Source organism: Branchiibius cervicis, assembly GCF_042661605.1.
GTDB classification, from domain to species: domain Bacteria; phylum Actinomycetota; class Actinomycetes; order Actinomycetales; family Dermatophilaceae; genus Branchiibius; species Branchiibius cervicis.
Genome location: NZ_JBHSWJ010000002.1, coordinates 1027145 through 1051399, shown reverse-complemented (window position 1 = coordinate 1051399; position 24255 = coordinate 1027145). Strand labels below are relative to the sequence as shown.

The window sequence follows — 24255 nt, the reverse complement described above, 5'->3', positions numbered from 1 at the left end:
GGTGCACCTGGGCATGTCCACCAGGGCGCTCTTGATCCGCGGCCGGTTGTACGGCGATACCAGGCTACCAGCGGCGCGCGCACCGACCGAATCGGCGGCGGAGACCCGATCCGCGCGGGTTGTCCACGTTCGCGCGGGTTGTCCACGTTCGCGCGGGCTGTAACCCGCGCGTCTGTCGACAACCCGCGCAAACCTGAGTTCAAGGACCAACCAGACCTGATCAGCCGGGCCAGGACCACCCGCTGATCTCGGGGTCGTCCTCGCCGTGCTCCCGGGTGTAGGCGCGCGCCGCCAACCGCGCATCGGACATCTCCTGACGCAGCACCGCCTGCGTCGATCCCAAGCCGGGGGTCCGGTCGATCACGTCCATCACCAGGTGGAAGCGATCCAGGTCGTTCAACATCACCATGTCGAACGGCGTGGTCGTGGTCCCCTCCTCCTTGTAGCCCCGCACGTGGATGTTGTTGTGGTTCGTACGCCGATAGGTCAGGCGGTGCACCAGCCACGGGTAGCCGTGGTAGGCGAAGATAACCGGCTTGTCCTTGGTGAAAAGAGCATCGAAATCGCGGTCGTTCATGCCGTGCGGGTGCTCGGTGTCCGGTTGGAGCCGCATCATGTCCACGACGTTGATGAAACGGACCTTGAGATCAGGCAGGTGCTGCCGCAGCAGGTCCACGGCCGCGAGCGCCTCCAGCGTCGGAATGTCCCCGGCGCTGGCGATCACCACGTCGGGCTCTTCGCGGGTGTTGCACGCCCACTCCCAGATGCCCAGTCCGCGGGTGCAGTGCGCGATGGCCTCGTCCATCGACAGGTAGGTCAGCGCGGGTTGCTTGCCGGCGACGACCACATTGACGTACTGCCGGGACCGCAGGCAGTGGTCGGCAACCGACAGCAACGTGTTGGTGTCCGGCGGGAGGTAGACCCGCACGACCTCCGCCTTCTTGTTGACGACGTGGTCGATGAAACCGGGGTCCTGGTGACTGAAGCCGTTGTGGTCCTGGCGCCAGACGTGTGAGGAGAGAAGGTAGTTGAGCGACGCGATGGGCCGTCGCCAGGGGATCGAGTCGGTGGTCTTGAGCCACTTCGCGTGTTGGTTGAACATCGCGTCGACGATGTGGATGAACGCCTCGTAGCAGTTGAAGAGTCCGTGCCTGCCGGTCAGCAGGTACCCCTCCAGCCAGCCCTGGCACAGGTGCTCGGACAAGACCTCCATCACGCGGCCGTTCGGCGCGAGATGCTCATCGGTGGGCAGGGTGGATGCTTCCCAGGCCCGGTCGGTCGCTTCGAACACCGCCTGCAAGCGGTTGGATGCGGTTTCGTCCGGCCCCATGATGCGGAAGTTGTCCGGGTTCATCCGGATCACGTCGCGCAACCAGGTGCCGAGCACCTTGGTCGCCTCGCTGATGGTCACTCCCGGCCGCTCGACCTGGACGCCGTAGTCCCGGAAGTCCGGCAGCACCAGGTCCCGCAACAGCTCGCCGCCGTTGGCGTGCGGGTTGGCACCCATGCGTCGGTCCCCCTCCGGCGCCAGCGCGGCGAGGGATTCGATCAGCGCACCGTCTTCGGTGAACAATTCTTCAGGCTTGTAGGAGCGCATCCACTCCTCGAGCTGGGCACGGTGCTCCGCGTTCGTGCGGGTCTCGGCCAGCGGCACCTGGTGCGCACGCCAGGTGCCCTCGACCGGCAGGCCGTCGACCACCTTCGGACCGGTCCAGCCCTTCGGGGTGTTCATCACGATCGCCGGCCAGGCGGGACGCTCCCCTCGTGGCCCTCACGGGCATGGGCCTGGATGGCGTGGATCTGATCGACCGACTTCTCCAGGGCCGCGGCCAACTGCTGGTGTACCGATGCCGGTTCGTCGCCGGTGACGAAGATGGGCTCGTAGCCATACCCCTTCAGCAGCTCGGTCAGCTCCGACTCCGGGATGCGCGCCAGCACCGTCGGGTTGGCGATCTTGTAGCCGTTCAGGTGCAGGATCGGCAGCACCGCGCCGTCCTGGGCGGGATCCAGGAACTTGTTGGAGTGCCAGCTCGCGGCCAGCGGGCCGGTCTCTGCTTCCCCGTCGCCGATGACGCACAGTGCGATCAGGTCCGGGTTGTCGAAGGCTGCGCCGTAGGCGTGCACCAGCGAGTAGCCCAACTCGCCGCCCTCGTGGATGGAGCCGGGGGTCTCCGGAGCGACGTGGCTGGGGATGCCGCCGGGAAAACTGAACTGCCGGAACAGTTTTCGGATGCCATCCTCTGACTTCCCGATCGCCGAGTAGAACTCCGAGTAAGTCCCCTCGAGGTAGGTGTTGGCCACCAGGCCGGGTCCGCCGTGACCCGGACCGGCCAGATAGATGACGTCGAGGTCGCGCTCCTTGATCAACCGGTTCATGTGCGCGTAGATGATGTTCAGACCCGGCGTCGTTCCCCAGTGGCCGAGCAGGCGCGGCTTGACGTGTTCGGGCTTCAAGGGCTCGCGCAGCAACGGATTGTCCAGCAGGTAGATCTGCCCCACCGACAGATAGTTGGCTGCCCGCCAATACGCATCGATCAACTGCAGTTGTTCGTCGCTCAGCGGTGCGGTGCTGGTGTCAGTCATCTGTGCCTCCCGGCCCTGAAGGATGAACCCATGTGTTCGTGCAAACCCAACGTAGCCCGACACCACCGTGCGGGTGCGCCCTCAAAAGAGGGATTGACGTACGCCGCGTGAACAGTTGGCGACCATCAACCCAGCGTGCGCAGCACGTCCCAGATCTGCCGCGCCACAGGGGCCGCGGCGTCCGCACCGGTACCCGCCTGCTCCAGCATCACCGCCACGACATACTGGCGACCGTCGGCGGTCTTCGGCCCGTAGGACACGAACCAGGACGTGGGCTGCTTGCCGAAAACCTCTGCGGTGCCGGTCTTCCCGCACACCCGGTAGCTTTCCAGGTCGAACCCCCGGAAGGCCGCGAACGCCGTACCCCGGCTGCCGCCGGTCACCTCGCACAGCCCGGTCTCCAGGGTGGTCCGAGCGGGTGCTGTCAATCCCACCGAGCCGGTCTTCACCGCGGCCACCGGCCGGGTCTTACCGGCCGCCGAGATCGTGGCGGCGGCCACATGCGGCTGCCACAGCGTGCCACCGTTCGCGATCGCGCCGTAGGCCACGGCCATCTGCAACGGCGTCACCGACACCGAGCCCTGCCCGATCACGAAGTTGACCGCGTCACCTGGCTGCCACTGGTAGCCCGCCGCGCAGTTCTCCTTCGCCACCGCGGTCAGGTAGGCCGCGCGGGCCTTGTCGGTGATTTCCGGGTACCCCTTGGCCGCCCGCTCGCAGACCTGAGTCTTGGTCTGCTCCCACTGCGCCACCTTCCACGCCCGGTCCGGGATCAGACCGGCCGCCTCGGCCGGGAGGTCGACACCGGTCTGTTGCCCGAGGCGGAAGTCCCGGGCCGAAACCGCGAACGGACTTGTTGTCGAAGCGGATGCGGCCAGACCACCCTCCTTCTGCCATTGCTGATAGGCCCACCGGTAGAACACGGTGTCGCAGGACACCTCCAGCGCCGTCGTCATCGAGATCGAGCCGTAGGACTCCGACTCGAAGTTGGTGAAGTCGCGGTTGCCGATGCGCACCGACGATGGACACGAATAGGTCCCTGAAGGGTCGACACCCGCCGCGATCGCCCCGGGCAAGGTGACCGCCTTGAACGTCGATCCCGGCGGCTGCACCTGCGAGATCGCCCGGTTGGGCAGGGCGTTGCTGATCTTGGTGTACTCCGCCTGGGAGATACCGCCGGTCCATACCGCCGGGTCGTACGTCGGCTGGCTGCTCATCGCCACGACGCCGCCGTCGGTGGCGTCGAGCACCACGACAGCGCCGGCGGGCGCCTTGGCCTTGGCCAGACCCGCAGCCAATGCTGCCTCCGACCGCTGCTGGACGGCGGGGATCAGATGGGTGCGCACGGTATCGCCCTGCACCGGGGCGGTCTGTGCCGCAACGGAAATCGGCAGTCCCCGGTCGTCGACGGCGTAGGTGATCGTGCCCGGTGTGCCCTGCAGTGCGGCGTTGTAGGTGCGCTCCAGACCGGCGCGACCCACCACGTCCTGCGCGGTCAAGCGGGGGTCTGCCGCCAGCTCCTCCCGGTCCACCGAACCCAGGTATCCCAGCACCTGCGCGACGTTCAGACCGCCCGGGTGATCCTGCGGGTAATCGCGCTGCGGCACCTGCTGCAGCGCCAGGCCGGGGAACGTGGCCGGTTGCTCGAGCATCCCCAGGACCTGGGTCATCGGCGGGTCATCCATGATCGGGACCGGCGCCACCGGGCTTGCGCTGAAGCACCGCGGCACAGGCGCGGCGCCCTTGGTCCCGCAGACCTTGCTGCGCCCGATCAGATCGGTGGCCGGCACCCGCAGCTGGGCGGCGACGCGGCTCAGCAGCCCGGTCCCGCCGTCGCTCTGGTCGGCGAGGACCGTGGGGCTGATCGTGAGCACCGGGTGCAGGGTGTTGCCGACCAGAACCGTGCCGTCGGCCGCCTGGATCTGCCCGCGGGGCGCGGTCACCGGGATGGAGCGAGTCGCGTTCTGCCCGAGCAGCGCCGAGCCCGGTGTCGCGTCGGTCAGTTGCACCTGCCCCAGCCGCAGGATCAGGCCCACACAGACCAGGACAGTGACGGCGAGTACAGCTACCAGACGCGCCGCCGATCCTCGCCTCATGCCCACCGCCGCACCGCGAGCCGGCGCTGCCACACCACCAGCGGCGGCAGCAGCAGCGCACCCAGCAGCGCAGTCAGCACGACGATGCCGAGGGCTGCACCGATCGGCAACGGCGCTCCGAGCGCCGCCCGGCCAAGGAGCCGGATCACCTGGACCACGGTTGCCGCCGCCGCAGCGATGAGCGCGGGCGCCAGTGCCGACGTACGCCACCATCGCGCGCACGCCGCACCCAGCAGACCCACCAGCAGGTAGCTGATCGCCCCCGCTCCGAGAGGTTGACCGCCCGGAGGCACCAGGTCCAGCAGCCAACCGACAGCCAGGCCCGCCGCGGCACCGGTCACCGGCCCCGCACTCAGCCCGACGGACACCACGAGCACCGCCAGCAGGTCCGGTGCCAGCGGGAAGCGGGGCAGCACCGTCCCGGCCAGGAGGACGCCGACCAGGGCGAAAGCCACGCGCCAGGCCCGTAACCCCGGCGGCCACAGCCTCATGAGGTCAGCACCCCCACGATGTCGAGACTGCTGAGATCGATTGCAGGCCGAACGGTCGCCGAGGGCGGCCGGGTATCACTCGCCGGGTCGACTCCGGTGACCGTTCCGATCGACAGACCCGCCGGGTACGGCGTGCCACCGAGGCTGCCGAGCGTCGTCACCCGGTCGCCGCGTGCGACCTGTCCCCCGCCGACGACCACCACGCTGACGTCGCCGGGCGGGTGCGCCGCCACACCGGTGGGCGACCTGCCCGTCACCGTTGCCAGTACGCCGCTTCCCACCCGTGCGGCCACCACACTCGAGGGGTCGGTCACCAACGTGACTTCGCAACTGGTCTTCGCGACCGAACTCACCCGCCCCACCAACCCGTCCGCACTGATCACGGCGCGGTCGCTGTGAATTCCGTCGTTACTGCCCACGTCCAGCGTGATCCGTTGCACGACAGCGGTTCTGGCATTGGTTTCGAACGCGATGACCTGAGCGGCGCGCACCGTGTGACCGGCGGCGGCAGCCGAGCCGAGCAGCCTCTCGACCGCAGCGCGGTCACTGCTCCATTGCCGGGCGTCGGCCAGTTGCCGGGTTGCGGCATCCCGCTCGGCGGTCAGCGTCCGCACCCGCTCGTCGGTCGTGCCCACGGCCCGTTGCAGCGGCGACCACACGTCGGCGGCCACGTCACGCACCGGTGCGAGCAGGTGCGGGCTGGCCTGGTCGACGACCGCGATACCCAGGGTCGCCGCCGCGGCCACCCCCACCCACGCCCTCGCCGACGGTCGTCGCACCGCTCAGCGCACACTTTCGGTCAGCATGGAGCGCATCCCCGGAAGTCCTCGACGCAGCGGCCGACGCCCAGCGCCGTACTCCATCGGGGGTTGTCGGCGACCCGGACCGGGACCTGCAGCGACTCGGACAAGTGCTGCGCCAGTCCGTGCAGGAGCGCGCCTCCCCCGGTCAACGTCAGGCCACCGCCCACGAGATCGCCGGCGAGTTCCGGGGGTGCCTGCCCGATCAGCGCCGCGAGCGCCTCGCGCAGTTCGGCGACCGCAGCAGCCAGCGCCTCCCGCACGTCGTCCGGGCTGACGACCACGGTGCGCGGCAGCCCGGAGTCGATGTCGCGACCGCGCACCCGCATCGGACCGGCGGGGCCTCTCGCGCCTGCCGAACCGATCCGGACCTTGATGTCCTCCGCCGTCCGGGTGCCCAGGAGCAGTCGGTGTTGCCGGGTCATCCATTCCACGATCGCGTGGTCGAGCGTGTCGCCGCCGATCGGCAGGGTGCGCGCCACGACCGTCCCGCCCAGGCTGATCAACGCCAGGTCGGTCTTGCCGGCGCCGATGTCGGCGATGAGGCACGCCGACGGTCCGCTGACCTGTTCCTCGGCACCGATGGCCGCAGCCAGCGTGCCGTCGACGGTGAAGACCGACCGGGCACCGCTGCGCAGGACCGCGTCCTCGACGGCGGCCCGCTCCAACGGGCTGACGTGACCGGGCAACGCCACCGCCATCCGCGGTCGCACGATCCGGGAGGGCCGCAGCGAGGTCACCAAGTGGCGCACCATCCGCTCAGCGGCCACCGGATCCCGGATGACCCCGCCGACCAACGGGCGCACCAGTTGCACCTGACCGGGAGCGCGGCCGAGCATCTCGTACCCGTCCCGGCCCACGGCCAGGAGCGCGCCGGTGCGGGGATCGGTGGCGATCAACGAGGGTTCGTCGAGCATCACTCCTGCGCCGCGCTGGTAGATGACGGTGGTCGCGGTGCCGAGGTCGATGGCCAGATCCGCACCGAATCCCCACCGCGTCGCCACTGGTGAATGCTAACCGCCCGACGATGGATCCCGAGGGGACTGGCAAGATGGTGCGCCATGAGCCCGCGCAGACCGCCGCGCGCCAGCGCCACGGCGGTGTACGAAGCCGAGGTCGCCGCCTACATCGCGGCCGGCGGCAACGAGCAGACCCAACGCGTCATCACGGCGGTCCACGGACTCACGCGGCGCCTGTCACAGTTCTACACCGCCCAATTGGTCGACCTCGACGTGTCCGCGGGCGAATGGGGGTTATTTCCCGCTTGGCGACGACACCCAAGGACGCGATCAGCACGCCGTCGTCGCTGGCCGCCGCGCTGGCGATCGCACCGTCGTCAATGACCCACCGGTTGGACAAGATGTCCGAGCGGGGGCTGATCCTGCGTACACCCGACACCACCAACCGGACCCGGATGATCGTCACCCTCACGTCGGCGGGCTGGGAGATGTTCCGCAAGACCATCCAGGCCGGCGATGTCGTCGAGTCCGATGTGCTCGCGCAGCTCAGCGAGACCGAGCGGGAGACGCTGGCCGATCTGCTGGAACGCGCGATCGCCGGACTGGACGACGCGCTGGGCAGCTGACCTCAGCCGGTCAGAACCAGATCGCGATCTCGCGCTCTGCGGACTCCGGTGCGTCCGAACCGTGCACGATGTTGGCCTGCACCTTCTCGCCCCAGTCACGACCGAGGTCACCGCGGATGGTGCCCGGCAGGGCAGCCGTGGGGTCGGTGGCGCCGGCGAGCGCCCGGAAACCCTCGATGCAGCGGTGGCCTTCGACGATGGCGAACGTGGCCGGGCCCGAGGACATGAAGTCGATCAGCGGCTCGTAGAACGGCTTGCCCTCGTGCTCGGCGTAGTGCTGCGCGAGGCGCTCTCGATCCGGGGTCTGCACGGTCAGCGCGGCCAGGGTGTAGCCCTTGGCTTCGATGCGACGCAGCACCTCCCCGGTCAGGCCGCGGCGGTAGCCGTCGGGTTTGACAATGACCAGCGTGCGTTCACTCACGGTGCAACCCTAGCCACGCAGCGCGGGCGGTCCGCCCGCAGCCTCGGCGAGGGCGAACACCCGCCCGGCGAGCTCGTCGTACTCCCGTGACCGCTCCGGTCCCGGCTGCTGCGCGCGGACGGCGTCCAGCGTGCGCCGCGTCTCCTCCTGGATCGCCGGCAGGTGATGGGTGTCCTGGGCGATCCAGGCCAGTTCCCAGCAGGCGGTGAGCAGCCGCTCGGCGACCTGCGGGTCGCCGGAGCCGTAGTGGCGCGGCTGCTCGAAGCCCAGCCGCAGCAGATCGCGGATGTCATGGACGCGTACGACGAGCCGGGGCCGGCCGTCCTCGTCGGCGAGGACCGCCGGCTGCTCCGGAAGGACGACCAACGAGCCGAGAACGGCCGTGATGTGGCTGAGAGCGTGCACCGCCGTGGTCGGATCGTTGACCCCGGGCGACAGCGCCCTGATGCAGACGTCCACGAGTTGCCGCAGGCCGAAGCCGACGTCGGCGACGCCGGTCCGCTCGTACCCGAGGACCACCGCGGCACGTCCGGCCTCCGCGACCCGGGCAGCACGGTCCGGATCGGCCGGGGTGTGCGGCTGCGTGGACCACCACTGCAGCAACGGGGTACCGGCGATGACGCTGTCGCCCACCGGGTGCAGCTCCCGGAAGACGACGCCGAGCTCCTTGGCGCGCTCGATGAGAGCGCTGCGCCGCATCTCGGTCACGAAGCCGCTGTCCTCGGCCTCGACGACCGCGACGAACTGACCGTCCTGCGGGTGGGGGACCTCACGCGGATCCGCGTCCTTCGCCTGCGAACACACGACGTCGATGGTGCGGTTCGTGGTCTCGTGGACATCACGCATCATCGTCTCGAGCCGCAGCAGGCTCGCGACGTGGCCGAGGAACATCACCAGCACTACGACGCAGATCAACGTCATCAGGCAGGCGACCGTGACGGAGAAGCGCGGAACCACATCTCCGTGGACCGACCGCAACAAGGTCAGGGCGAAGGCGAACGTCCCGAGGAAGATGGCCAGCGTGAGCTGCACCGCGCGATCCTGCGAGAACTGCCGCAACAACCGCGGCGAGGCCTGGCTGCTGGCCAGCTGGAAGGCGACCACGGTCAGCGAGAAGGTCAGCGTGGCCGCAGACACCAACGAACTGGCAATCGCCGACAGGACCGACCGGGCGGCGCTGGCGTCACCTTCGAAGATCAGTGTTCGCGGCCAGCCGGACAGTTGGCCGGAGTCGACCGTCGGAAGCAACACTCCGGCGATGGTCCCCAGCAGGACACCGAGAGCAGGAAGCGGCCAGAGCCGCGTGGACAGGCCATCGACGACCCGGGCACGCCAACGCGAAGTGTTGTCCACCCGCCCGAGTATCCCTGACCGGTCGATCAGGTCGGCGACAACGCCCCGACGCCCAGCAGCACGAACAGCAGGACCGCCAGCAGGATCCGGTAGTAGACGAACGGCCGGAAGTCGTGACTGGAGATCCACCGCAGGAACCAGGCGATCACGGCGTACCCGATGACGAAGGAGATGACGGTGGCCAGAATGATCGGCCCCCAGCCGCCGTCGTCGCCGGCGTGCGCGCCCTTGAGCTCGAACAGACCGCTGGTGAGAACCGCTGGGATCGCCAGCAGGAAGGAGTATCGGGCCGCCGACGGCCGGTCGTACCCCATGAACAGACCACCGGAGATGGTGCCGCCGGAGCGGGAGACGCCCGGGATCAGCGACAGCGCCTGCCACAGACCGAAGAAGAGGCCGTCCTTGACGTTGAGGTCGGCCAACGTCTTGTCCTGGCGAGCGGTGCTGTCGGCGACCGCGATCACCAGCGCGAAAATCAGCAGCATGCTGGCGGTCAGCCACAGGTTGCGTGCCGGCCCTTCGATGGCGTCCTTGAACACCAGGCCCAGGATGCCGATCGGAATGGTGCCCAGGATGACGTACCAGCCCTCACGGGCCTTCGGGTCGCCGCGGGGCAGTTTGCCGGTCAGGGAGAAGAACCAGTGTTTGAGGATCGTGCCGATGTCGCGGGCGAAGTAGACGATGACGGCTGCCTCGGTGCCCAGCTGGGTGACGGCGGTGAAGGCAGCGCCGCCGCCGTCGTTGCGGAAGAACAACCGGGAGACGATCAGTTGGTGGGCCGAGGAGGAGATCGGCAGGAATTCGGTCAGACCCTGCACGATCCCCAGGACGATCGACTGCAACCAGCTCACGCGCGCTCCTGTTCGTTCGGGTGGGCGGCCGCCCAATCGGCGCTCAGCCGGTCCATCTTGCGGCCCTGCACCAGCGCTGTCATCCACAACGCCAGAAAGATCACCCCGACCACGAGCATCATCGGCACGATCAGGGCCGAGGCGAGCGTAGCCAGTTGCAGCAGCCAACCCAGCGTGACACCCCAGGGTCGTCGCAAACTGCCCGCCGCGACGATGCACGCGATCATCAGGACAAGACCGACGATCAGGTACGCCGAGTGGCCGGTTTCCCCGTTGGTGCGTCCCAGTTGGAAGGCGACCAGGGTTCCGAAGAACACGACCAGGGACTGACAGCCGATGACGACCGCGGCCAGGCGCCGGGTCATCTTCTCGCCGACGCCGTAGACCAGCATCGAGCCGACGTACCTCACGTCTCGTCGGACTTCCCCAGGAGCGCCCTGACATCGGCTGCCGTCATGATCGATCCGGTCGCGATCACTCCGGCACCGACCCCGGCGTCGTCGGCCAGGGCCGCGGCCCGGTCCAACGCATCCACCAGGACCGGTTCGATCCGTACCCGGTCCTCGCCGAAGATCTCGACCGCCAACTCACCCAGTGACTGGGCCGACAGCGAGCGCGGGGAGGAGTTGCGGGTCACGACGACCTCGTCCAGCACCGGCTCGAGGGTCGTCAGCATCGACTCCGCGTCCTTGTCCGCCAGCACCGCGAGCACTCCGACAAGGTGGGTGAAGGCGAAGGAGTCGGTCAGCGCCTCGGCGAGGGCGATCGCGCCGCCGGCGTTGTGCGCAGCGTCCACCAGCACCGTGGGGCTGCGCCGGACGATCTCGAGGCGGCCCGGTGAGGTGACCTGCGCCAGCGCCGACTGCAGGAGCTCAAGATCCAAGGGCTGCTCCCCGCCGCCGATGAACGCCTCGACCGCGGCGATGGCCGTGGCCACGTTGTGCGCCTGGTAGTCACCGAACAACGGCACGAACAGGTCCGGATAGACCGCAGCCAGCCCCTGCACGGTGATCTGCTGGCCGCCGATGGCCTGATCCCGTTCGGTGACTGCGAAGGCCTCGTCCTCGCGCAGCATGGTGGCCTCGACCTCGACGACGTGCTCGCGGATCACCTCGTCGACTTCGGGCAGTTGCCGCCCGATGACGGCCAGCGCACCCGGTTTGATGATGGCCCGCTTCTCCGTCGCGATCTCCTCGACCGTGTCGCCGAGCAACCGGGTGTGATCCAGCGAGATCGGTGTGACGACGGCGACCTTGCCGTCGGCGACGTTCGTCGCGTCCCAGAGTCCGCCCAACCCCACCTCGACGACGGCCACGTCGACCGGTGCGTCGGCGAAGGCTGCGTAGGCGATGATCACCAGCAGCTCGAAGTAGGTGGTCCGGGGGCCGCCCTCGGCGACCGAACGCTCGTCGACGATGTGCACGTAGGGCAACACATCGTCGTACGTCGCCACGAACCTCTCGGGCTCGATCGGCTGACCGTTGAAGGCGATTCGCTCCCGGACGTCGTGCAGGTGCGGGGAAGTCATCCGTCCGGTGTTCAGCCCGATCTCACGCAGGATGCGCTCGATCACCCGGGTCGTGGTGGTCTTGCCGTTGGTCCCGGTCAGATGGATGACCGGGTAGGCGTTCTGCGGGTCTCCCAGCAGTTCCATCACCTGGCGGACCCGCTCCAGCGACGGCTCCGGCATGTTCTCCGGAGCTCGGGAGTTCAGGTCCCGCTCGATCTCAGCCAGCCGCTTGCGCAGCTCCAGCTTGCGCTCTGCCTCGCGGCGCGCGGCGTCGGGCGCCCCGCTCACGATGTCACCTTTGCGACCACGATCTGCGCCTTCTTCCCATCTGCGAGGTCCACCGACTCGGCGTCGACCGGTGTCCCGCTCGGTGCCGCACCGACGCTGACTGCCAGCGTCTCACCCATCACCAGCGCCTGGTGCGCCGCCAGCGCCGCCAGCACATCGCTATCCCCGACAACGGTCAAGGAGATCCGGTCGCCGATGTCCAGGCCGGCGTCACGCCGGGCCTGCTGAACGGCGCGAACCAAGTCCCGCGCGAGACCTTCACCGCGCAACTCGTCGGTGATCTGCGTGTCGAGCACCACGAACCCGCCGCCGGGCAGCATCGCGGGCGCACCAGCACCGGAATCCTCGGAAACCACTGTCTCCAGGGTGTACTCGCCCTCCTGCAGCGTGAGGCCGCCGCTGGTGACGGTGCCGTCCGGTGCCACGGACCAGTCACCGGACTTGCTGCCCCTGATGGCCGCTTGCACGTCTTTGCCCAGCCGCGGCCCGGCGGCCCGGGCGTTGACGGTGAGTCGCTGCGCCACGCCGTACTCCTGGGCGCCGGCACTGGCAAGGTCGACGAAGGTGACCTTCTTGACGTTGACCTCATCCGCAATGAGCGCCGAGAACGGTTGCAACGCAGCGGGATCAGCACTCACCACGGTGAGTTCGCTGAGCGGCAACCGCACCCGCAGGCCCCGCGCTTTGCGCAGCGCAGAGGCGGTGGAGCAGATCTGCCGCACCCGGTCCATCGCGGCGACCAGCTGCGGGTCGGCGGGCAGGTCGTCTGCGTCCGGCCAGTCGGTCAGATGCACCGAGCGGCCGCCGGTCAGGCCGCGCCACACCTGCTCGGTGGTGAACGGGAGCAGCGGGGCCGCAGCGCGGTTCACGACTTCGAGCACTGTGTAGAGCGTGTCGAAGGCCGCGGTGTCAGCAGCGGCACCGGTCGCCCAGAAGCGGTCGCGAGAGCGACGGATGTACCAGTTGGTCAGGACGTCGACGAAACCGGCGACCGCCTCGCAGGCACCGGCGATGTCGTACTCGTCCATGCGCGTGGTCAGGTCCGCCACCAGGTCGTGGGTCTTGGCCAGCAGGTACCGGTCCAGCAGGTCACTGCTGTCGGTCCGCCAGGTCGCCTCGTAACCGCTCTGCCCGAAGGAGTTGGCGTAGAGGGAGAAGAAGTACCAACTGCTCCACAGCGGGATCATCACCTGGCGGACACCGTCGCGGATGCCCTGCTCCGTGACGGCCAGGTTGCCGCCGCGCAGGATGGGGCTGGCCATCAGGAACCAGCGCATCGCGTCGGCGCCATCGCGGTCGAACACCTCGTTGACGTCGGGGTAGTTGCGCAGCGATTTGGACATCTTCTGCCCGTCACTGCCCAGCACGATGCCGTGGCAGATGACGTTCTCGAAGGCCGGTTTGTCGAAGAGCGCCGAGGCCAGGATGTGCAGCGTGTAGAACCAGCCGCGCGTCTGGCCGATGTATTCGACGATGAAGTCGGCCGGGTAGTGGTGCTCGAACCACTGCGCGTTCTCGAACGGGTAGTGCACCTGGCCGTAGGGCATCGAGCCGGAGTCGAACCACACGTCGAGCACGTCGGGCACCCGGCGCATCACCGACTGGCCGGTCGGGTCATCGGGGTTGCGACGGGTCAACTCATCGATGTAGGGCCGGTGCAGGTCGGTGACCTCGACCCCGAAGTCGCGCTGCAACTCCGCCAGCGAGCCGTAGACGTCGATGCGCGGATAGGCCGGATCGTCCGAGCGCCACACCGGAACAGGACTGCCCCAGAAGCGGTTCCGGGTGATCGACCAGTCGCGGGCATTCTCCAGCCACTTGCCGAACTGCCCGTCCCGGACGTTGTCCGGCACCCAGTTGATCTGCTGGTTGTTGGCCAGCATCCGATCCTTGAACTTCGTGACCTCCACGAACCACGAGCTCACCGCCATGTAGATCAGCGGGTTCCGGCACCGCCAGCAGTGCGGGTAGGAGTGGTCATAGGTCTCGCGGCGCAGCAGCACCGTGCCCTCGGTGGTGCGGCCGCCGCCCAGGCCTTTGGTTTGGGATTTCAGGTCGTCGATGATGTGCGGGCTGGCGTCGAAAACCTGCATCCCGGCGTACTCCTGCACCGGGAACGTGAACCTGCCGTCCGGACCGACCGGCACCACGGACTCGATGCCATGCGCATCGGCCAACACCTTGTCCTCCTCACCGAAGGCGGGAGCCAGGTGCACGATGCCGGTGCCGTCCTCGGTGGTGACGTAGTCGGCCGCCAGCACGACGTGACTGTTGGGGTGGCCGACGTAGTAATCGAACGGCGGGGTGTAATGGCGTCCGACCAGCTCAGTTCCTTTGAGCCGCTGCACGATCCGGTCGCCGACGTCGTCGCCCAGCTCCCGCGTGTACGCCGCGAGGCGGGCTTCGGCGAGCACGTAACGCTCCGTCGTACCCGTGAAGTCGGACTCGACCACGACGTAGTCGACGTCGGGGTGCACGGCCATCGCGAGGTTGGAGGGCAGCGTCCAGGGCGTGGTGGTCCAGATCAGCGCGAGCTCGCCGGTCTCCAACCGGTAGCCCACGGTGACGGCTGGGTCCTGGCGCATCTGATAGACGTCCTCGTCCATCCGCAACTCGTGGTTGGACAGCGGCGTCTCGTCGTTCCAGCAGTAGGGCAGTACCCGGAAGCCCTCGTAGATCAGACCCTTGTCGTACAGGCTCTTGAAGACCCAGAGCACCGACTCCATGAAGGACAGGTTGAGCGTTTTGTAGTCGTTCTCGAAGTCGACCCAGCGGCCCATCCGGTGGACGTACTCCTCCCACTCCCCGGTGTAGCGCAGGACCGAGGCGCGGGCGGCGTCGTTGAACTTGTCGACGCCCATCTCGAGGATCTCGTCCTTGGTCTTCAGACCCAGCTGGCGCATCGCCTCCAACTCGGCGGGCAGTCCGTGGGTGTCCCAACCGAAGCGGCGTTCGACGCGCTTGCCGCGCATCGTCTGGTAGCGCGGCACCAGGTCCTTGACGTAGCCGGTCAGCAGGTGGCCGTAGTGCGGCAGGCCGTTGGCGAAGGGCGGCCCGTCGTAGAAGACGAATTCGTTGTCGCCGTCCGTTCCGGGATCGCGGGCTTCGACCGACGCGCGGAAGGTGTCGTCGCGCTGCCAGTAGTCGAGGACGGCCTGCTCGATGGCCGGGAACTTCGGGGTGGCCGCAACACCGCGACCGGCACCATCGGACGCGGTCAGATCGACCTTGGGATACACATTGCCGGACATCGGGTGGCACCTTCGCTAGCTCGTCGCTCAACCTGGTGCGAGGACGAAAGCATTGCCTCCGCGGTACCACCCCGCTTGCCGGGTCACCCCGGCCTCTTGCTCCTGAGCGATGACGGGCTCGTCCCGTCCGGGTCTAGTAGGCGGTGGGCCGCTGTTCTTCCGGAAGCTCGCCGCTGATGACGGCTCGAATGCTGTTGCGCATCAGTGTACGGCGCGTCCACCGCCCGCCGCGAATGCGTTACGTCCGCAGACGCGCGGGTTAGCAACGTTTGCGCGGGTTATAGCCGGCGCAAACGTTGCTAACCCGCGTGAATCGGGCCGCACCCTGCCCGGATCAGGTGTGCAGCCGAGCGGCTGAGGTGTGAATCGCGACCAGTTGCGCCACCCCGTCGCCCTTGTCCAGCGAATCCGGCGACACATGCCCCCCGTCGACCAGGGCCGGCGTGAAGTAATAGGTCTCGCCGGGTTCCAGCGGACCCAGCTTCGCGCGAGCGCCATCCCTCGGGCCGGCCAGATCCGCCAGGTGCGACGACGGCCCGGGTAGATGCTCGTTGAAGAACTCGGTGACGGATCCGGCGACGACCGTGTTGGTCTGGAAGTGCGGGTCGAGGCACTCCACGGTCCCTTCGGGCGTCACGTGGTAGAGGTGCCCGAAGCTGCTGACAGCGACCGGCACGCTGGTGACGCCGGAGCCGAACCAGGCCTGCAACGCCGGCAGCCACACTCCCGGGTCGATGATCGCGATCCGCTGCTCGCCGTAGAACCCCAGGCCGTGGGTGCGCCACAACTGGACGATCTCGTGCGGCAGCCGGCCCTCGGCGTACGTCAGGAAATCCTCGTCCGGGACTTCGACGTCCGGGTCCGGCGGCAGGGCGGCGACGAACGGTTCGAGCGCGATCGGCTCTGCGGGCTGATCAAACTGGGTCACGACGTCAATGTAGCCGGGGGCGCATCGCGACGCCGGGAATCCGATTCGCCCGCGTCGCGGTGCGGATGGGACGATACGGGGTATGACTGATCCCACCCACGCCGCACCGCAGGGCATCCCCGACAAGCCGACCGTCGACGGCCTCGAGGAGCGCTGGGGCGCGGTATGGCAGGAGCAGAACACCTACGCCTTTGATCGCTCGCGCGCGCTGGCCGGCCCTCGCGAGCAGCTCTTCGTGATCGACACTCCCCCGCCCACCGCGAGCGGCAGTCTGCACGTGGGCCACGTCTTCTCCTACACCCACACCGACTGCATGGCCCGCTACCAGCGCATGCGCGGTAAAGAGGTGTTCTACCCGATCGGCTGGGACGACAACGGCCTGCCCACCGAGCGCCGGGTGCAGAACTACTACGGGGTGCGCGGCGACTCGACCAAGGAGTACATCGCGGACTACACCCCGCCGCTGCAGGGCGCGCAGGGCAAGTCGGTGAAGGCTGCCGACCAGCAGCCGATCAGCCGCGCCAACTTCATCGAGTTGTGTGACGAGTTGACCGTCAAGGACGAGGAGACCTTCGAGTCGCTTTTCCGCCGCCTCGGCGTCTCCTTCGACTGGAGCCAGAGCTACCGGACCATCGACGAACGATCGCGCGCGGTGGCGCAGCAGGCCTTTCTGCACAACGTGCAGCGCGGTGAGGCCTACCAGGCCGAGGCGCCGGGTCTGTGGGACGTGACCTTCCAAACCGCGGTCGCGCAGGCCGAGTTGGAGGCGCGGGACTACCCGGGCGCCTACCACCGGGTCGCGTTCCACCACGTGCCCGACGGTGCGCCGATCTACATCGAGACGACGCGCCCGGAGTTGATCCCCTCCGTGGTGGCCCTGATAGCCCACCCGGACGATGAGCGGTACGCCGATCTGTTCGGTACGTCGGTGACCTCACCTTTGTTCGGAGTGCAGGTGCCGATCCTCGCGCACCCGGCGGCGGAGCCGGACAAGGGTGCCGGTATCGCGATGTGCTGCACCTTCGGTGACCTCACCGACGTGCTGTGGTGGCGTGAGCTGCAGTTGCCGACGCGGTCCCTGGTGACCCGCTCCGGTCGGATGCAGTCCGAGACGCCGTCATGGATCGCGGGCGGCCCGGGTGATGCCCTGTACGCCGAGCAACTCGCGGGCAAGACGATGTTCTCGGCCCGCGAGGCCGTCGTGACCGCGCTGCGCGAGTCCGGTGACCTGGACGGCGAGCCGAAGGCCACCCAGCGCAAGGCGAACTTCTTCGAGAAGGGCGACAAGCCGCTGGAGATCGTGACCAGCCGCCAGTGGTACATCCGCAACGGCGGCCGCGAAGCCGACCTGCGCGATGCCCTGATCAAGCGCGGTGAGCAGATCGACTTCCACCCGGCCTTCATGCGCAGCCGCTACGCCAACTGGGTCGCCGGCCTCAACGGCGACTGGCTGATCAGCCGGCAGCGCTTCTTCGGTGTGCCCTTCCCGGTCTGGTATCCCGTCGACGCGGAGGGCGAGACCGACTACGAGCACCCGATCCTCGCGGCCGAGGACACCTTGCCGGTGGACCCGGCGACCGACGTACCGCCCGGCTTCACCGCCGAACAACGAGGCGCAGCAGGCGGATTCATCGGCGACCCGGACGTCATGGACACCTGGGCCACCTCGTCGCTGACCCCGCAGATCGCACTCGGCTGGCCGGTCGGCAGCAACGCCGGCGGCCGCAACGACGCGGAGTTCTTCGGGGTCGCCTTCCCCGCCGACATGCGCCCGCAGGCCCACGACATCATCCGGACCTGGTTGTTCTCGACGATCGTGCGCAGCCACTTCGAGCATGACAACGTGCCGTGGACCAACGCGGCGATCAGCGGCTGGATCCTGGACCCGGATCGCAAGAAGATGTCCAAGTCCAAGGGCAACGCCGAGACCCCCGAGGACGTGGTGCAACAGCACGGCGCGGACGCTGTGCGCTACTGGGCCGCCTCCGGCCGCCTGGGCACCGACGCGGCGTACGACACCGGTCAGATGAAGGTCGGCCGGCGACTGGCGATGAAGCTGCTGAACGCCAGCAAGTTCGCTCTGACCATGGGCCAGCCGGAGGGCGACCTGACCGCGTTGGTGACCCACCCGCTGGATCTGGGGATGCTGGCCAACCTGCGTACGGTCGTCGAAGACGCCACCCGCGGCTTCGAGTCCTGGGACTACACGCGGTCCCTGGAACTGACCGAGCACTTCTTCTGGACGTTCTGCGACGACTACATCGAGCTGGTCAAGGACCGCGCCTACGGGGCGCAGGGTCCCGAGGCCGCCGCGAGCGCGCAGGCCGCCCTGCGGATCGCGCTCGACGTCCAGTTGCGGCTGTTCGCGCCGTTCCTGCCCTATGCCACCGAGGAAGTGTGGTCGTGGTGGCAGGCGGGCTCGGTGCACCGCGCGCCGTGGCCGCTGCCGCAGGAGTGCGGCGCCGGGGGTGACCCGGCTGCCCTGGAGGCGCTCGGCGCGGCGCTGGCCGGTATCCGCAAGGCCAAGTCGGACGCCAAGCTGGGCATGCGCGCCCAGGTGACCGCGATGACCTTGGCGGCACCGGCTTCGGTGCAGGACCTGGTCCGTGCCGCCGAGGCGGACCTGCGCGCGGCCGGCAAGGTCGAGGATCTGACGTACGCCGACGGTCAGGTCCTCGAGGTGCGTGACGTGGAGTTGGTGCCCCCGCCGCCGCGCAACTGAGCCCGCATGGCTGGCCTGCTCGTCGCTGGGACGACCTCGGACGCGGGTAAGAGCACGGTCACCGCCGGGCTCTGCCGTGCGTTTGCTCGCCGGGGTGTGCGCGTTGCGCCGTTCAAGGCGCAGAACATGTCGAACAACTCCATGGTCGTGCGTGCTCTCGACGGCACGTTCGCGGAGATCGGCCGAGCCCAATGGATCCAGGCAGTTGCCGCACGCGCGGTGCCGGAACCGGCCATGAATCCGGTTCTGCTGAAACCCGGTTCGGATATCGGCAGCCACGCCGTGGTGATGGGTCAGCCGGCGGGAACCGTATCCGCTGCCACCTGGCGGGAGGACCGAGCGCCGTGGGCGGCGATTGCCTACGACGCGTTCGACGACCTGGCGCAGCGGTACGACGTGGTCGTGGCTGAAGGTGCGGGCAGCCCCACTGAGATCAATCTGCGGGACAGCGACTACGTCAACATGGGCCTGGCGCAGCACGCATCGCTGCCGACGCTCGTGGTCGGCGACATCGACCGCGGTGGCGTCTTCGCGGCCCTCTTCGGCACGCTGGCGCTGCTGCGTGCCGCGGATCAGGCGTTGATCACCGGATTCGTCATCAACAAGTTCCGCGGCGACCTACGGCTGCTCACCCCCGGCCTGGACTCCCTGCAACAACTCACCGGACGCCGGGTGTACGGCGTGCTGCCCTGGCATCCGCAGGTCTGGCTGGACTCCGAGGACACGCTTGCGGTGCCCGCTCACGTGGGCGATTCCACTACCGCCATCCGGCGGGTGGCTGTCATCCGGCTACCGCGGATCAGCAATTTCACCGATGTCGACGCGTTGCGGTTGGAGCCTGCCCTCGACGTGCAGTTCGTGTCCACGCCGGCCGATCTGGCCGGCGCCGATCTGATCGTGATCCCGGGCTCGCGGGCAACGGTCGCCGACCTGGACTGGTTGCGTCAGCGCGGCCTGGACCATGCGGTCGTCGCCCACGCCCGGTCCGGCGGCGCGGTGCTCGGCATCTGCGGTGGGTTCCAGATGCTGGGTGAACAGATCAGCGATCCCGCGGAGGTCGAGAGCGACAGACCGACCGTTCGAGGGCTCGGATTGCTCGATGCACGAACGGTTTTCAGCACCGGGAAAACCTTGGGCCTGCCGGTCGGAACCGTGTGGGGCGTCCCCGTCGAGGGCTACGAGATCCATCATGGCCGGGTCGAAATCGATGGCGCTGAACCGTTCCCGGGCGGGGTTCGACAAGGTCGGGTTTTCGGCACCATGTGGCACGGCATCTTCGACAGCGACGCCTTCCGGGCCGCTTTCCTCGAACAGGTCCTCGGGGCACCCCCGTCCGGTGTCTCTTTCGCCGAGGCCCGTGAGAGCAGGCTCGACCTCCTGGCCGATCTCATCGAGCAGCACCTACCCGCCGGGCACCTCTTGGAACTAGCCCGCCGCGGAGCGCCCGATGACCTGCGCAGCGTTCCACCCGGCGGCGCCTGAGGCGAACTACGCTCATCCTGTGCCGCGCAGCCTTCAACGACCTCAGGGCCGCGGCGTCGTTCTCGCCGCAGGGGCGGCACTGGCACTGATCACGATCGCGGCCGTCGTCGTCGGGTCACCTGCGATGATCCATGCGCCCAGCAAGGATCGCGACTTCGCCCTGTTCCACTACCAACCCAGCTACAGCATCCGCAGCCAAACCATCTCCGAGAGGCGTCACGCCGGCAGCGACCTGGTTCCCGACGCCGTCTCCGGCGTGGTCATTCTGGCGGCGCTGATCCTGCTCTTCGTGATGATCTTCGGCCTCGGTTGGCTCGTGCTTGCGTGGTGGGATCGCCGTCCTCGTCGACCCGAGACCCGGGCACGGGTCGCCGAGCCGGTGCCGGAACTCCTGGCCGGCGTGAACGAAGCTCAGCGCCGACTGCTCGGGGGCCGCCCGGCCAACGCCATCGTCGCCTGTTGGATGGCCGTCGAGGAGTCGGCTGCCCGCAGTGGTGTCCCCCGTTGGCCAGCGACACCTCGTCCGAGTTCACGCTGCGCCTCCTGGACTCCCTCGACGTGGATTCCGAAGCGCTGCAACAGCTTTCGTTGCTCTACCGGCGTGCCCGGTTCGGCTCCGATCCGATCGGCGAGGCCGACCGTGAGCTGGCTGCGCGCTACCTGGAACGCATCCGCAGTGACCTGGACACCCGGGTGCCGGCGCGATGAGCACCCAGACCCGGCGCTGGGTACGCCGCGGGCTTGCCACCGTCTTCGTCGGCACCGTGGCGTGGCTGGTCATGTCCTACTTCTACCTCGGCCCCTGGTTGCCCGGGATCCTTGCCGTCGCGCTCGCCGTGGTGGCGATCGCGGGAATGATCCGGGACGCCGGGCCGGCGTGGATCGAGGACCGATGGCCGATCGAGACAGCAGAAGATCCCGCTGCAGCCGCGGCACTACCCGGCGATGCCCGGACCCGGCGGCTACGGCGGTTGTGCGCCCAGGTGACCAGCGGTGCGGCCACCGACGCCGAAGCGGCGGAGCTAGCCCACGTGCTCGCTGACCTTGCCCCGGGGCGGCCGGTACCCGACGTACGCCGCATCGACACCGCCTCCCTGGCCCGCATCGTGACATTGATCGAGGAGACATGAGCACACCACTCATCGCGCACGACGTTCCGACCACCGCGGCCCTCGCCGGGCGGGTGCTGGACCAGGTCGAACAGGTCGTCGTCGGCAAACGGAACGCCCTGGAGCTGGTCCTGGCCACCGTCCTGGCCGGCGGGCACGTGCTCATCGAGGACAACCCGGGACTGGGCAAGACGCTTGCCGCCCGCAGCCTGGCGCAGTCCCTGGGGCTGGAATTCACCCGGGCCCAGTTCACCCCCGACCTGCTGCCGGCAGACCTCACGGGCTCGTTCCTGTTCAACCAGCGCAGCGGTGAGTTCGAGTTCCGCCGGGGCCCGATCTTCACCGGGCTGCTCCTGGCCGACGAGATCAACCGGACCCCGCCGAAGACCCAGGCGGCGCTCCTGGAAGCCATGCAGGAGGGACAGGTCACCATCGAGGGCGAAACCTTCCCGCTCCCCCGCCCCTTCCACGTCATCGCCACCGCGAATCCCGTTGAGTACGAAGGCACCTACCCTCTCCCCGAAGCCCAGCTCGACCGGTTCCTGACCCGGGTCAGCTTTGGTTACCCCACCCCGGCCGAAGAGTTCGACGTGCTGGCCCGCCGCGTCGGCCGCCGCAGCGAGCAGGTCGACCTGGACCCGGTGATCGATGCCGAGGGATTGCCGGCCATGCAGCGGGTCGTCGAAAGCCTCCCGGTCGAGCAAACCGTAATGAGCTATTGCGTCGACCTGGCCGGAGCGACCCGCGGCGACGAACGGCTGGCCATCGGATCCTCACCACGCGGGTCCCTCGGCCTCCTGCTGCTGGCGCGCGCACTCGCCGTACTTCGTGGACGCAACTACGTGACCCCGGAGGACGTCAAACACGTCGCGATCCCGGTCCTCGCCCACCGGGTCACGGTCCGACCGGAGTTGTGGATGACCCAGGTGGACGGCACGAGCGTCGTCCGGGACATCATCGCGACCGTGCCCACCCCGCCCACGCACGGGGCGGTCGGCGGCACCTCCGACGAGGACTGACCGCGTGGCACAAGACTGGCGACCCACGTCGTGGCTGGTCGGCGCCGTCGTCGCCGGCATCACGGGATTGGCGCTGGCTGTCCTGTTGCGCCGCCCCGACCTGCTCATCTTGTCCTTCGTGCCCGCCGGAGTGGCGCTGTGGTCGTTGGTCACCCGCCCCGCGGTGACTCCCGAGATCGACCCCGCCGGAACCTCGCCGACGACCGCCACCGGGCAGCAGAGCGTTTGGTCCTTGCACGGCCGGCATCTCGGCCAGGCCGAACAATGGTGGACCCAGTGTGCGCCCATCAGCGGAATTCGTTGGGAGCAGGACATTCTCGGCGGCTACACGCACACCGCGGCGGCACGGCTCGAGGGCCGGTGGACCGCCGAGAGGATAGGCGCGGCCAGCGTCGGCGCCGCGGTCACCGAACTCATCTCACCCTGGGCCGCCTACCGGGTCGGGCCGATCCGGATCCCGGCCACCGAGGTCCGGGTGCGACCCCGCCCCTCCCCCATCGGCAGCCAGCTGCAGCTACCCCACCCGATCGGATTGGTCGGCGTCAATCGCAGTACGTCGCGCGGTTCCGGATCCGAGTTCGCCGACGTGCGCGCCTACCGGCCCGGCGATCGGCTCCGCGCCATCCACTGGCCGCGGACGGCGCGCACCGGGCAGTTGCACGTCCGGGACAACTACGCCGAGCAGGACGCTGCCGTCCTGGTGGTCGTCGACGGATCCGGCGGCGGGCAGAGTTGGCAGCGCGGCCTGCAGGCAGCGGCCACCGTCGCCGAGTTCTTCATCCGGCACGGCGATCGGGTCGCCCTGGTGGTCCTCGGGGCCGGCCGCCCGGCGTACCTGCCCTACGGTGCCGGCCAGCGTCACTACCATCGCATCGCCGATGTGCTCAGCACCGCCCGCGAACCGGCGGCCAGCGAGCCGCCACGTCAGGTGCGGTTGCCGGTCCAGGCCGGCTGCACCGTATTCGTGGTCTCCTCCGTCCTCACGCAGGTCGCCCCAGCAGTCGCGGTGGGATTGGCCCAGCGCGGGCTCCCGGTGATCGTGCTGGACACCGTCCCCGACGCCGGCGGTATCGCCGAGCCGGTGGACCAACTGACCATGCGGCTGCGGCTGCTCGAGCGGCGCCGCGTGATCGACCGGCTCACCCAGGCCGGTGCCCAAGTCACCGCCTGGGACGGTCCGGGAAGTCTGGAACTGCCGATGCGCCGGCTCGTGCGCCGGCCACCGCTCCGGGTGCGCGCATGACCTGGTGGCCCCGCCTGGCGGTCCTGGACCGCACCCGGATCGTTGCCTATCTGTCGGCCGCGGCGGCTGCCCTGGCCTTCATCGGATGCGCTACTGCAGCAGGGCATGTGGTCTTCTGGGGTGCGCTGTTGGTCATGCTGGGCTGGCTCGGGGCGCTGGTCGACGGATCGGCGGCCGGGCTCGTCCTCTTCACGGGCGCGCTCGTCCTGGACTGGATCGTGAGCGACACGCCCCCGACCACCTGGTGGGCGCTGCCGGCTGCAGCCCTGCTGGCGCTGATCTGGTCGGTCTGCGTGCTGGCCGGGGCGGGCCCGCATGCCGCCGCGCTGCCGCCCGGACTGGTGCGGGTCTGGCTCATCCGTACCGCGTGGCTGGCAGCAGGATGTTGCCTGCTGGGTGCGCTCGTGCTGGCCGCTACCGGCCGGATCAGCGTGGGGTCCCCGGGGCTGGCCGCGCTGGCTCTGCTGGCGATAGCCGGTGCGGCCGTGTGGTTCTCGGTCCGCGGCGCCGACTGAGTAGGCCG

General features: G+C 68.8%; 19 protein-coding genes and 1 pseudogene. 8 read left to right on the top strand and 12 right to left on the bottom strand.

The annotated features are described in order from the left end of the window. Positions 1-220: 220 nt before the first annotated feature. The 5 genes and pseudogenes from ACFQBT_RS05675 to mreB form a co-directional block, all read right to left on the bottom strand. A pseudogene (locus ACFQBT_RS05675) lies at positions 221-2583 on the bottom strand (phosphoketolase family protein). Between the two features lie 125 nt (positions 2584-2708). Continuing rightward, a complete protein-coding gene (locus ACFQBT_RS05670; RefSeq protein WP_377821038.1) occupies positions 2709-4679 on the bottom strand; it encodes a penicillin-binding transpeptidase domain-containing protein in 1971 nt (656 codons plus the stop codon). After that, positions 4676-5134: a rod shape-determining protein MreD gene (mreD, locus tag ACFQBT_RS05665; RefSeq protein ID WP_377821036.1), complete on the bottom strand. Its 459-nt coding sequence runs from the start codon at positions 5132-5134 to the stop codon at positions 4676-4678. The genes ACFQBT_RS05670 and mreD overlap by 4 nt, the downstream gene beginning before the upstream one ends. Before the next feature lie 32 nt (positions 5135-5166). Then, positions 5167-5949: a rod shape-determining protein MreC gene (gene mreC / locus ACFQBT_RS05660; protein WP_377821034.1), complete on the bottom strand. Its 783-nt coding sequence runs from the start codon at positions 5947-5949 to the stop codon at positions 5167-5169. A gap of 20 nt (positions 5950-5969) precedes the next feature. Further along, positions 5970-6974 (bottom strand): rod shape-determining protein, encoded by a 1005-nt coding sequence (gene mreB, locus ACFQBT_RS05655; protein ID WP_377821032.1) that lies wholly within the window; start codon positions 6972-6974, stop codon positions 5970-5972. Between the two features lie 260 nt (positions 6975-7234). On the opposite strand from mreB, the gene ACFQBT_RS05650 reads away from it, so the two are divergent. Next, a complete protein-coding gene (locus tag ACFQBT_RS05650; RefSeq protein WP_377821030.1) occupies positions 7235-7555 on the top strand; it encodes a MarR family winged helix-turn-helix transcriptional regulator in 321 nt (106 codons plus the stop codon). 10 nt (positions 7556-7565) lie between these two features. Here ACFQBT_RS05650 and ndk read toward each other — a convergent pair whose 3' ends face one another. From ndk to ACFQBT_RS05615, 7 genes are all read right to left on the bottom strand, one after another. Continuing rightward, the gene (ndk, locus tag ACFQBT_RS05645) at positions 7566-7976 is read right to left on the bottom strand and encodes a nucleoside-diphosphate kinase (protein ID WP_377821029.1); all 411 of its coding nucleotides are present in this window, start codon (positions 7974-7976) and stop codon (positions 7566-7568) included. 9 nt (positions 7977-7985) lie between these two features. Beyond that, entirely contained in the window at positions 7986-9329 is a 1344-nt protein-coding gene (locus ACFQBT_RS05640) for a DUF2254 domain-containing protein (RefSeq protein WP_377821028.1), read from the bottom strand. 26 nt (positions 9330-9355) lie between these two features. Beyond that, a complete protein-coding gene (locus ACFQBT_RS05635; RefSeq protein ID WP_377821026.1) occupies positions 9356-10180 on the bottom strand; it encodes an undecaprenyl-diphosphate phosphatase in 825 nt (274 codons plus the stop codon). After that, the gene (locus ACFQBT_RS05630; RefSeq protein ID WP_377821024.1) at positions 10177-10590 is read right to left on the bottom strand and encodes a DUF4233 domain-containing protein; all 414 of its coding nucleotides are present in this window, start codon (positions 10588-10590) and stop codon (positions 10177-10179) included. The genes ACFQBT_RS05635 and ACFQBT_RS05630 overlap by 4 nt, the downstream gene beginning before the upstream one ends. Next, a complete protein-coding gene (locus ACFQBT_RS05625) occupies positions 10587-11978 on the bottom strand; it encodes a bifunctional folylpolyglutamate synthase/dihydrofolate synthase (RefSeq protein ID WP_377821022.1) in 1392 nt (463 codons plus the stop codon). The genes ACFQBT_RS05630 and ACFQBT_RS05625 overlap by 4 nt, the downstream gene beginning before the upstream one ends. After that, on the bottom strand, positions 11975-15229 hold the full coding sequence (gene ileS / locus ACFQBT_RS05620; RefSeq protein ID WP_377821020.1) for an isoleucine--tRNA ligase: 3255 nt from the start codon (positions 15227-15229) through the stop codon (positions 11975-11977). Before ileS ends, ACFQBT_RS05625 begins: the two co-directional genes overlap by 4 nt. A gap of 334 nt (positions 15230-15563) precedes the next feature. After that, entirely contained in the window at positions 15564-16157 is a 594-nt protein-coding gene (locus ACFQBT_RS05615) for a GAD-like domain-containing protein (RefSeq protein ID WP_377821018.1), read from the bottom strand. An 82-nt stretch (positions 16158-16239) separates the two neighbouring features. Here ACFQBT_RS05615 and valS point away from each other — a divergent pair, with 82 nt between their 5' ends. The 7 genes from valS (at position 16240) to ACFQBT_RS05580 (ending at position 24247) form a co-directional block, all read left to right on the top strand. Next, positions 16240-18879, top strand: a complete 2640-nt coding sequence (gene valS / locus ACFQBT_RS05610; protein WP_377821017.1) for a valine--tRNA ligase — start codon at positions 16240-16242, stop codon at positions 18877-18879. A 6-nt stretch (positions 18880-18885) separates the two neighbouring features. Further along, the gene (locus ACFQBT_RS05605) at positions 18886-20361 is read left to right on the top strand and encodes a cobyric acid synthase (protein WP_377821016.1); all 1476 of its coding nucleotides are present in this window, start codon (positions 18886-18888) and stop codon (positions 20359-20361) included. Between the two features lie 459 nt (positions 20362-20820). Then, positions 20821-21069 (top strand): DUF4129 domain-containing protein, encoded by a 249-nt coding sequence (locus ACFQBT_RS05600; RefSeq protein ID WP_377821014.1) that lies wholly within the window; start codon positions 20821-20823, stop codon positions 21067-21069. Further along, entirely contained in the window at positions 21066-21491 is a 426-nt protein-coding gene (locus ACFQBT_RS05595) for a hypothetical protein (RefSeq protein ID WP_377821012.1), read from the top strand. Before ACFQBT_RS05600 ends, ACFQBT_RS05595 begins: the two co-directional genes overlap by 4 nt. Beyond that, the gene (locus ACFQBT_RS05590; protein WP_377821010.1) at positions 21488-22489 is read left to right on the top strand and encodes an AAA family ATPase; all 1002 of its coding nucleotides are present in this window, start codon (positions 21488-21490) and stop codon (positions 22487-22489) included. The genes ACFQBT_RS05595 and ACFQBT_RS05590 overlap by 4 nt, the downstream gene beginning before the upstream one ends. A 4-nt stretch (positions 22490-22493) precedes the next feature. Next, complete coding sequence (locus ACFQBT_RS05585) at positions 22494-23732, top strand: DUF58 domain-containing protein (protein ID WP_377821008.1); 1239 nt, start codon at positions 22494-22496, stop codon at positions 23730-23732. Continuing rightward, positions 23729-24247: a hypothetical protein gene (locus ACFQBT_RS05580; protein WP_377821006.1), complete on the top strand. Its 519-nt coding sequence runs from the start codon at positions 23729-23731 to the stop codon at positions 24245-24247. Before ACFQBT_RS05585 ends, ACFQBT_RS05580 begins: the two co-directional genes overlap by 4 nt. Positions 24248-24255 lie beyond the last annotated feature (8 nt).

Excerpts from the sequence above, each read along its gene's own strand:
- ACFQBT_RS05605 (WP_377821016.1), top strand. The coding sequence starts at position 18,886 with ATGGCTGGCCTGCTCGTCGCTGGGACGACCTCGGACGCGGGTAAGAGC.
- ACFQBT_RS05590 (WP_377821010.1), top strand. The coding sequence starts at position 21,488 with ATGAGCACACCACTCATCGCGCACGACGTTCCGACCACCGCGGCCCTC.
- ileS (WP_377821020.1), bottom strand. The coding sequence starts at position 15,229 with ATGTCCGGCAATGTGTATCCCAAGGTCGATCTGACCGCGTCCGATGGT.
- ACFQBT_RS05580 (WP_377821006.1), top strand. The coding sequence starts at position 23,729 with ATGACCTGGTGGCCCCGCCTGGCGGTCCTGGACCGCACCCGGATCGTT.
- valS (WP_377821017.1), top strand. The coding sequence starts at position 16,240 with ATGACTGATCCCACCCACGCCGCACCGCAGGGCATCCCCGACAAGCCG.
- ACFQBT_RS05595 (WP_377821012.1), top strand. The coding sequence starts at position 21,066 with ATGAGCACCCAGACCCGGCGCTGGGTACGCCGCGGGCTTGCCACCGTC.
- ACFQBT_RS05670 (WP_377821038.1), bottom strand. The coding sequence starts at position 4,679 with ATGAGGCGAGGATCGGCGGCGCGTCTGGTAGCTGTACTCGCCGTCACT.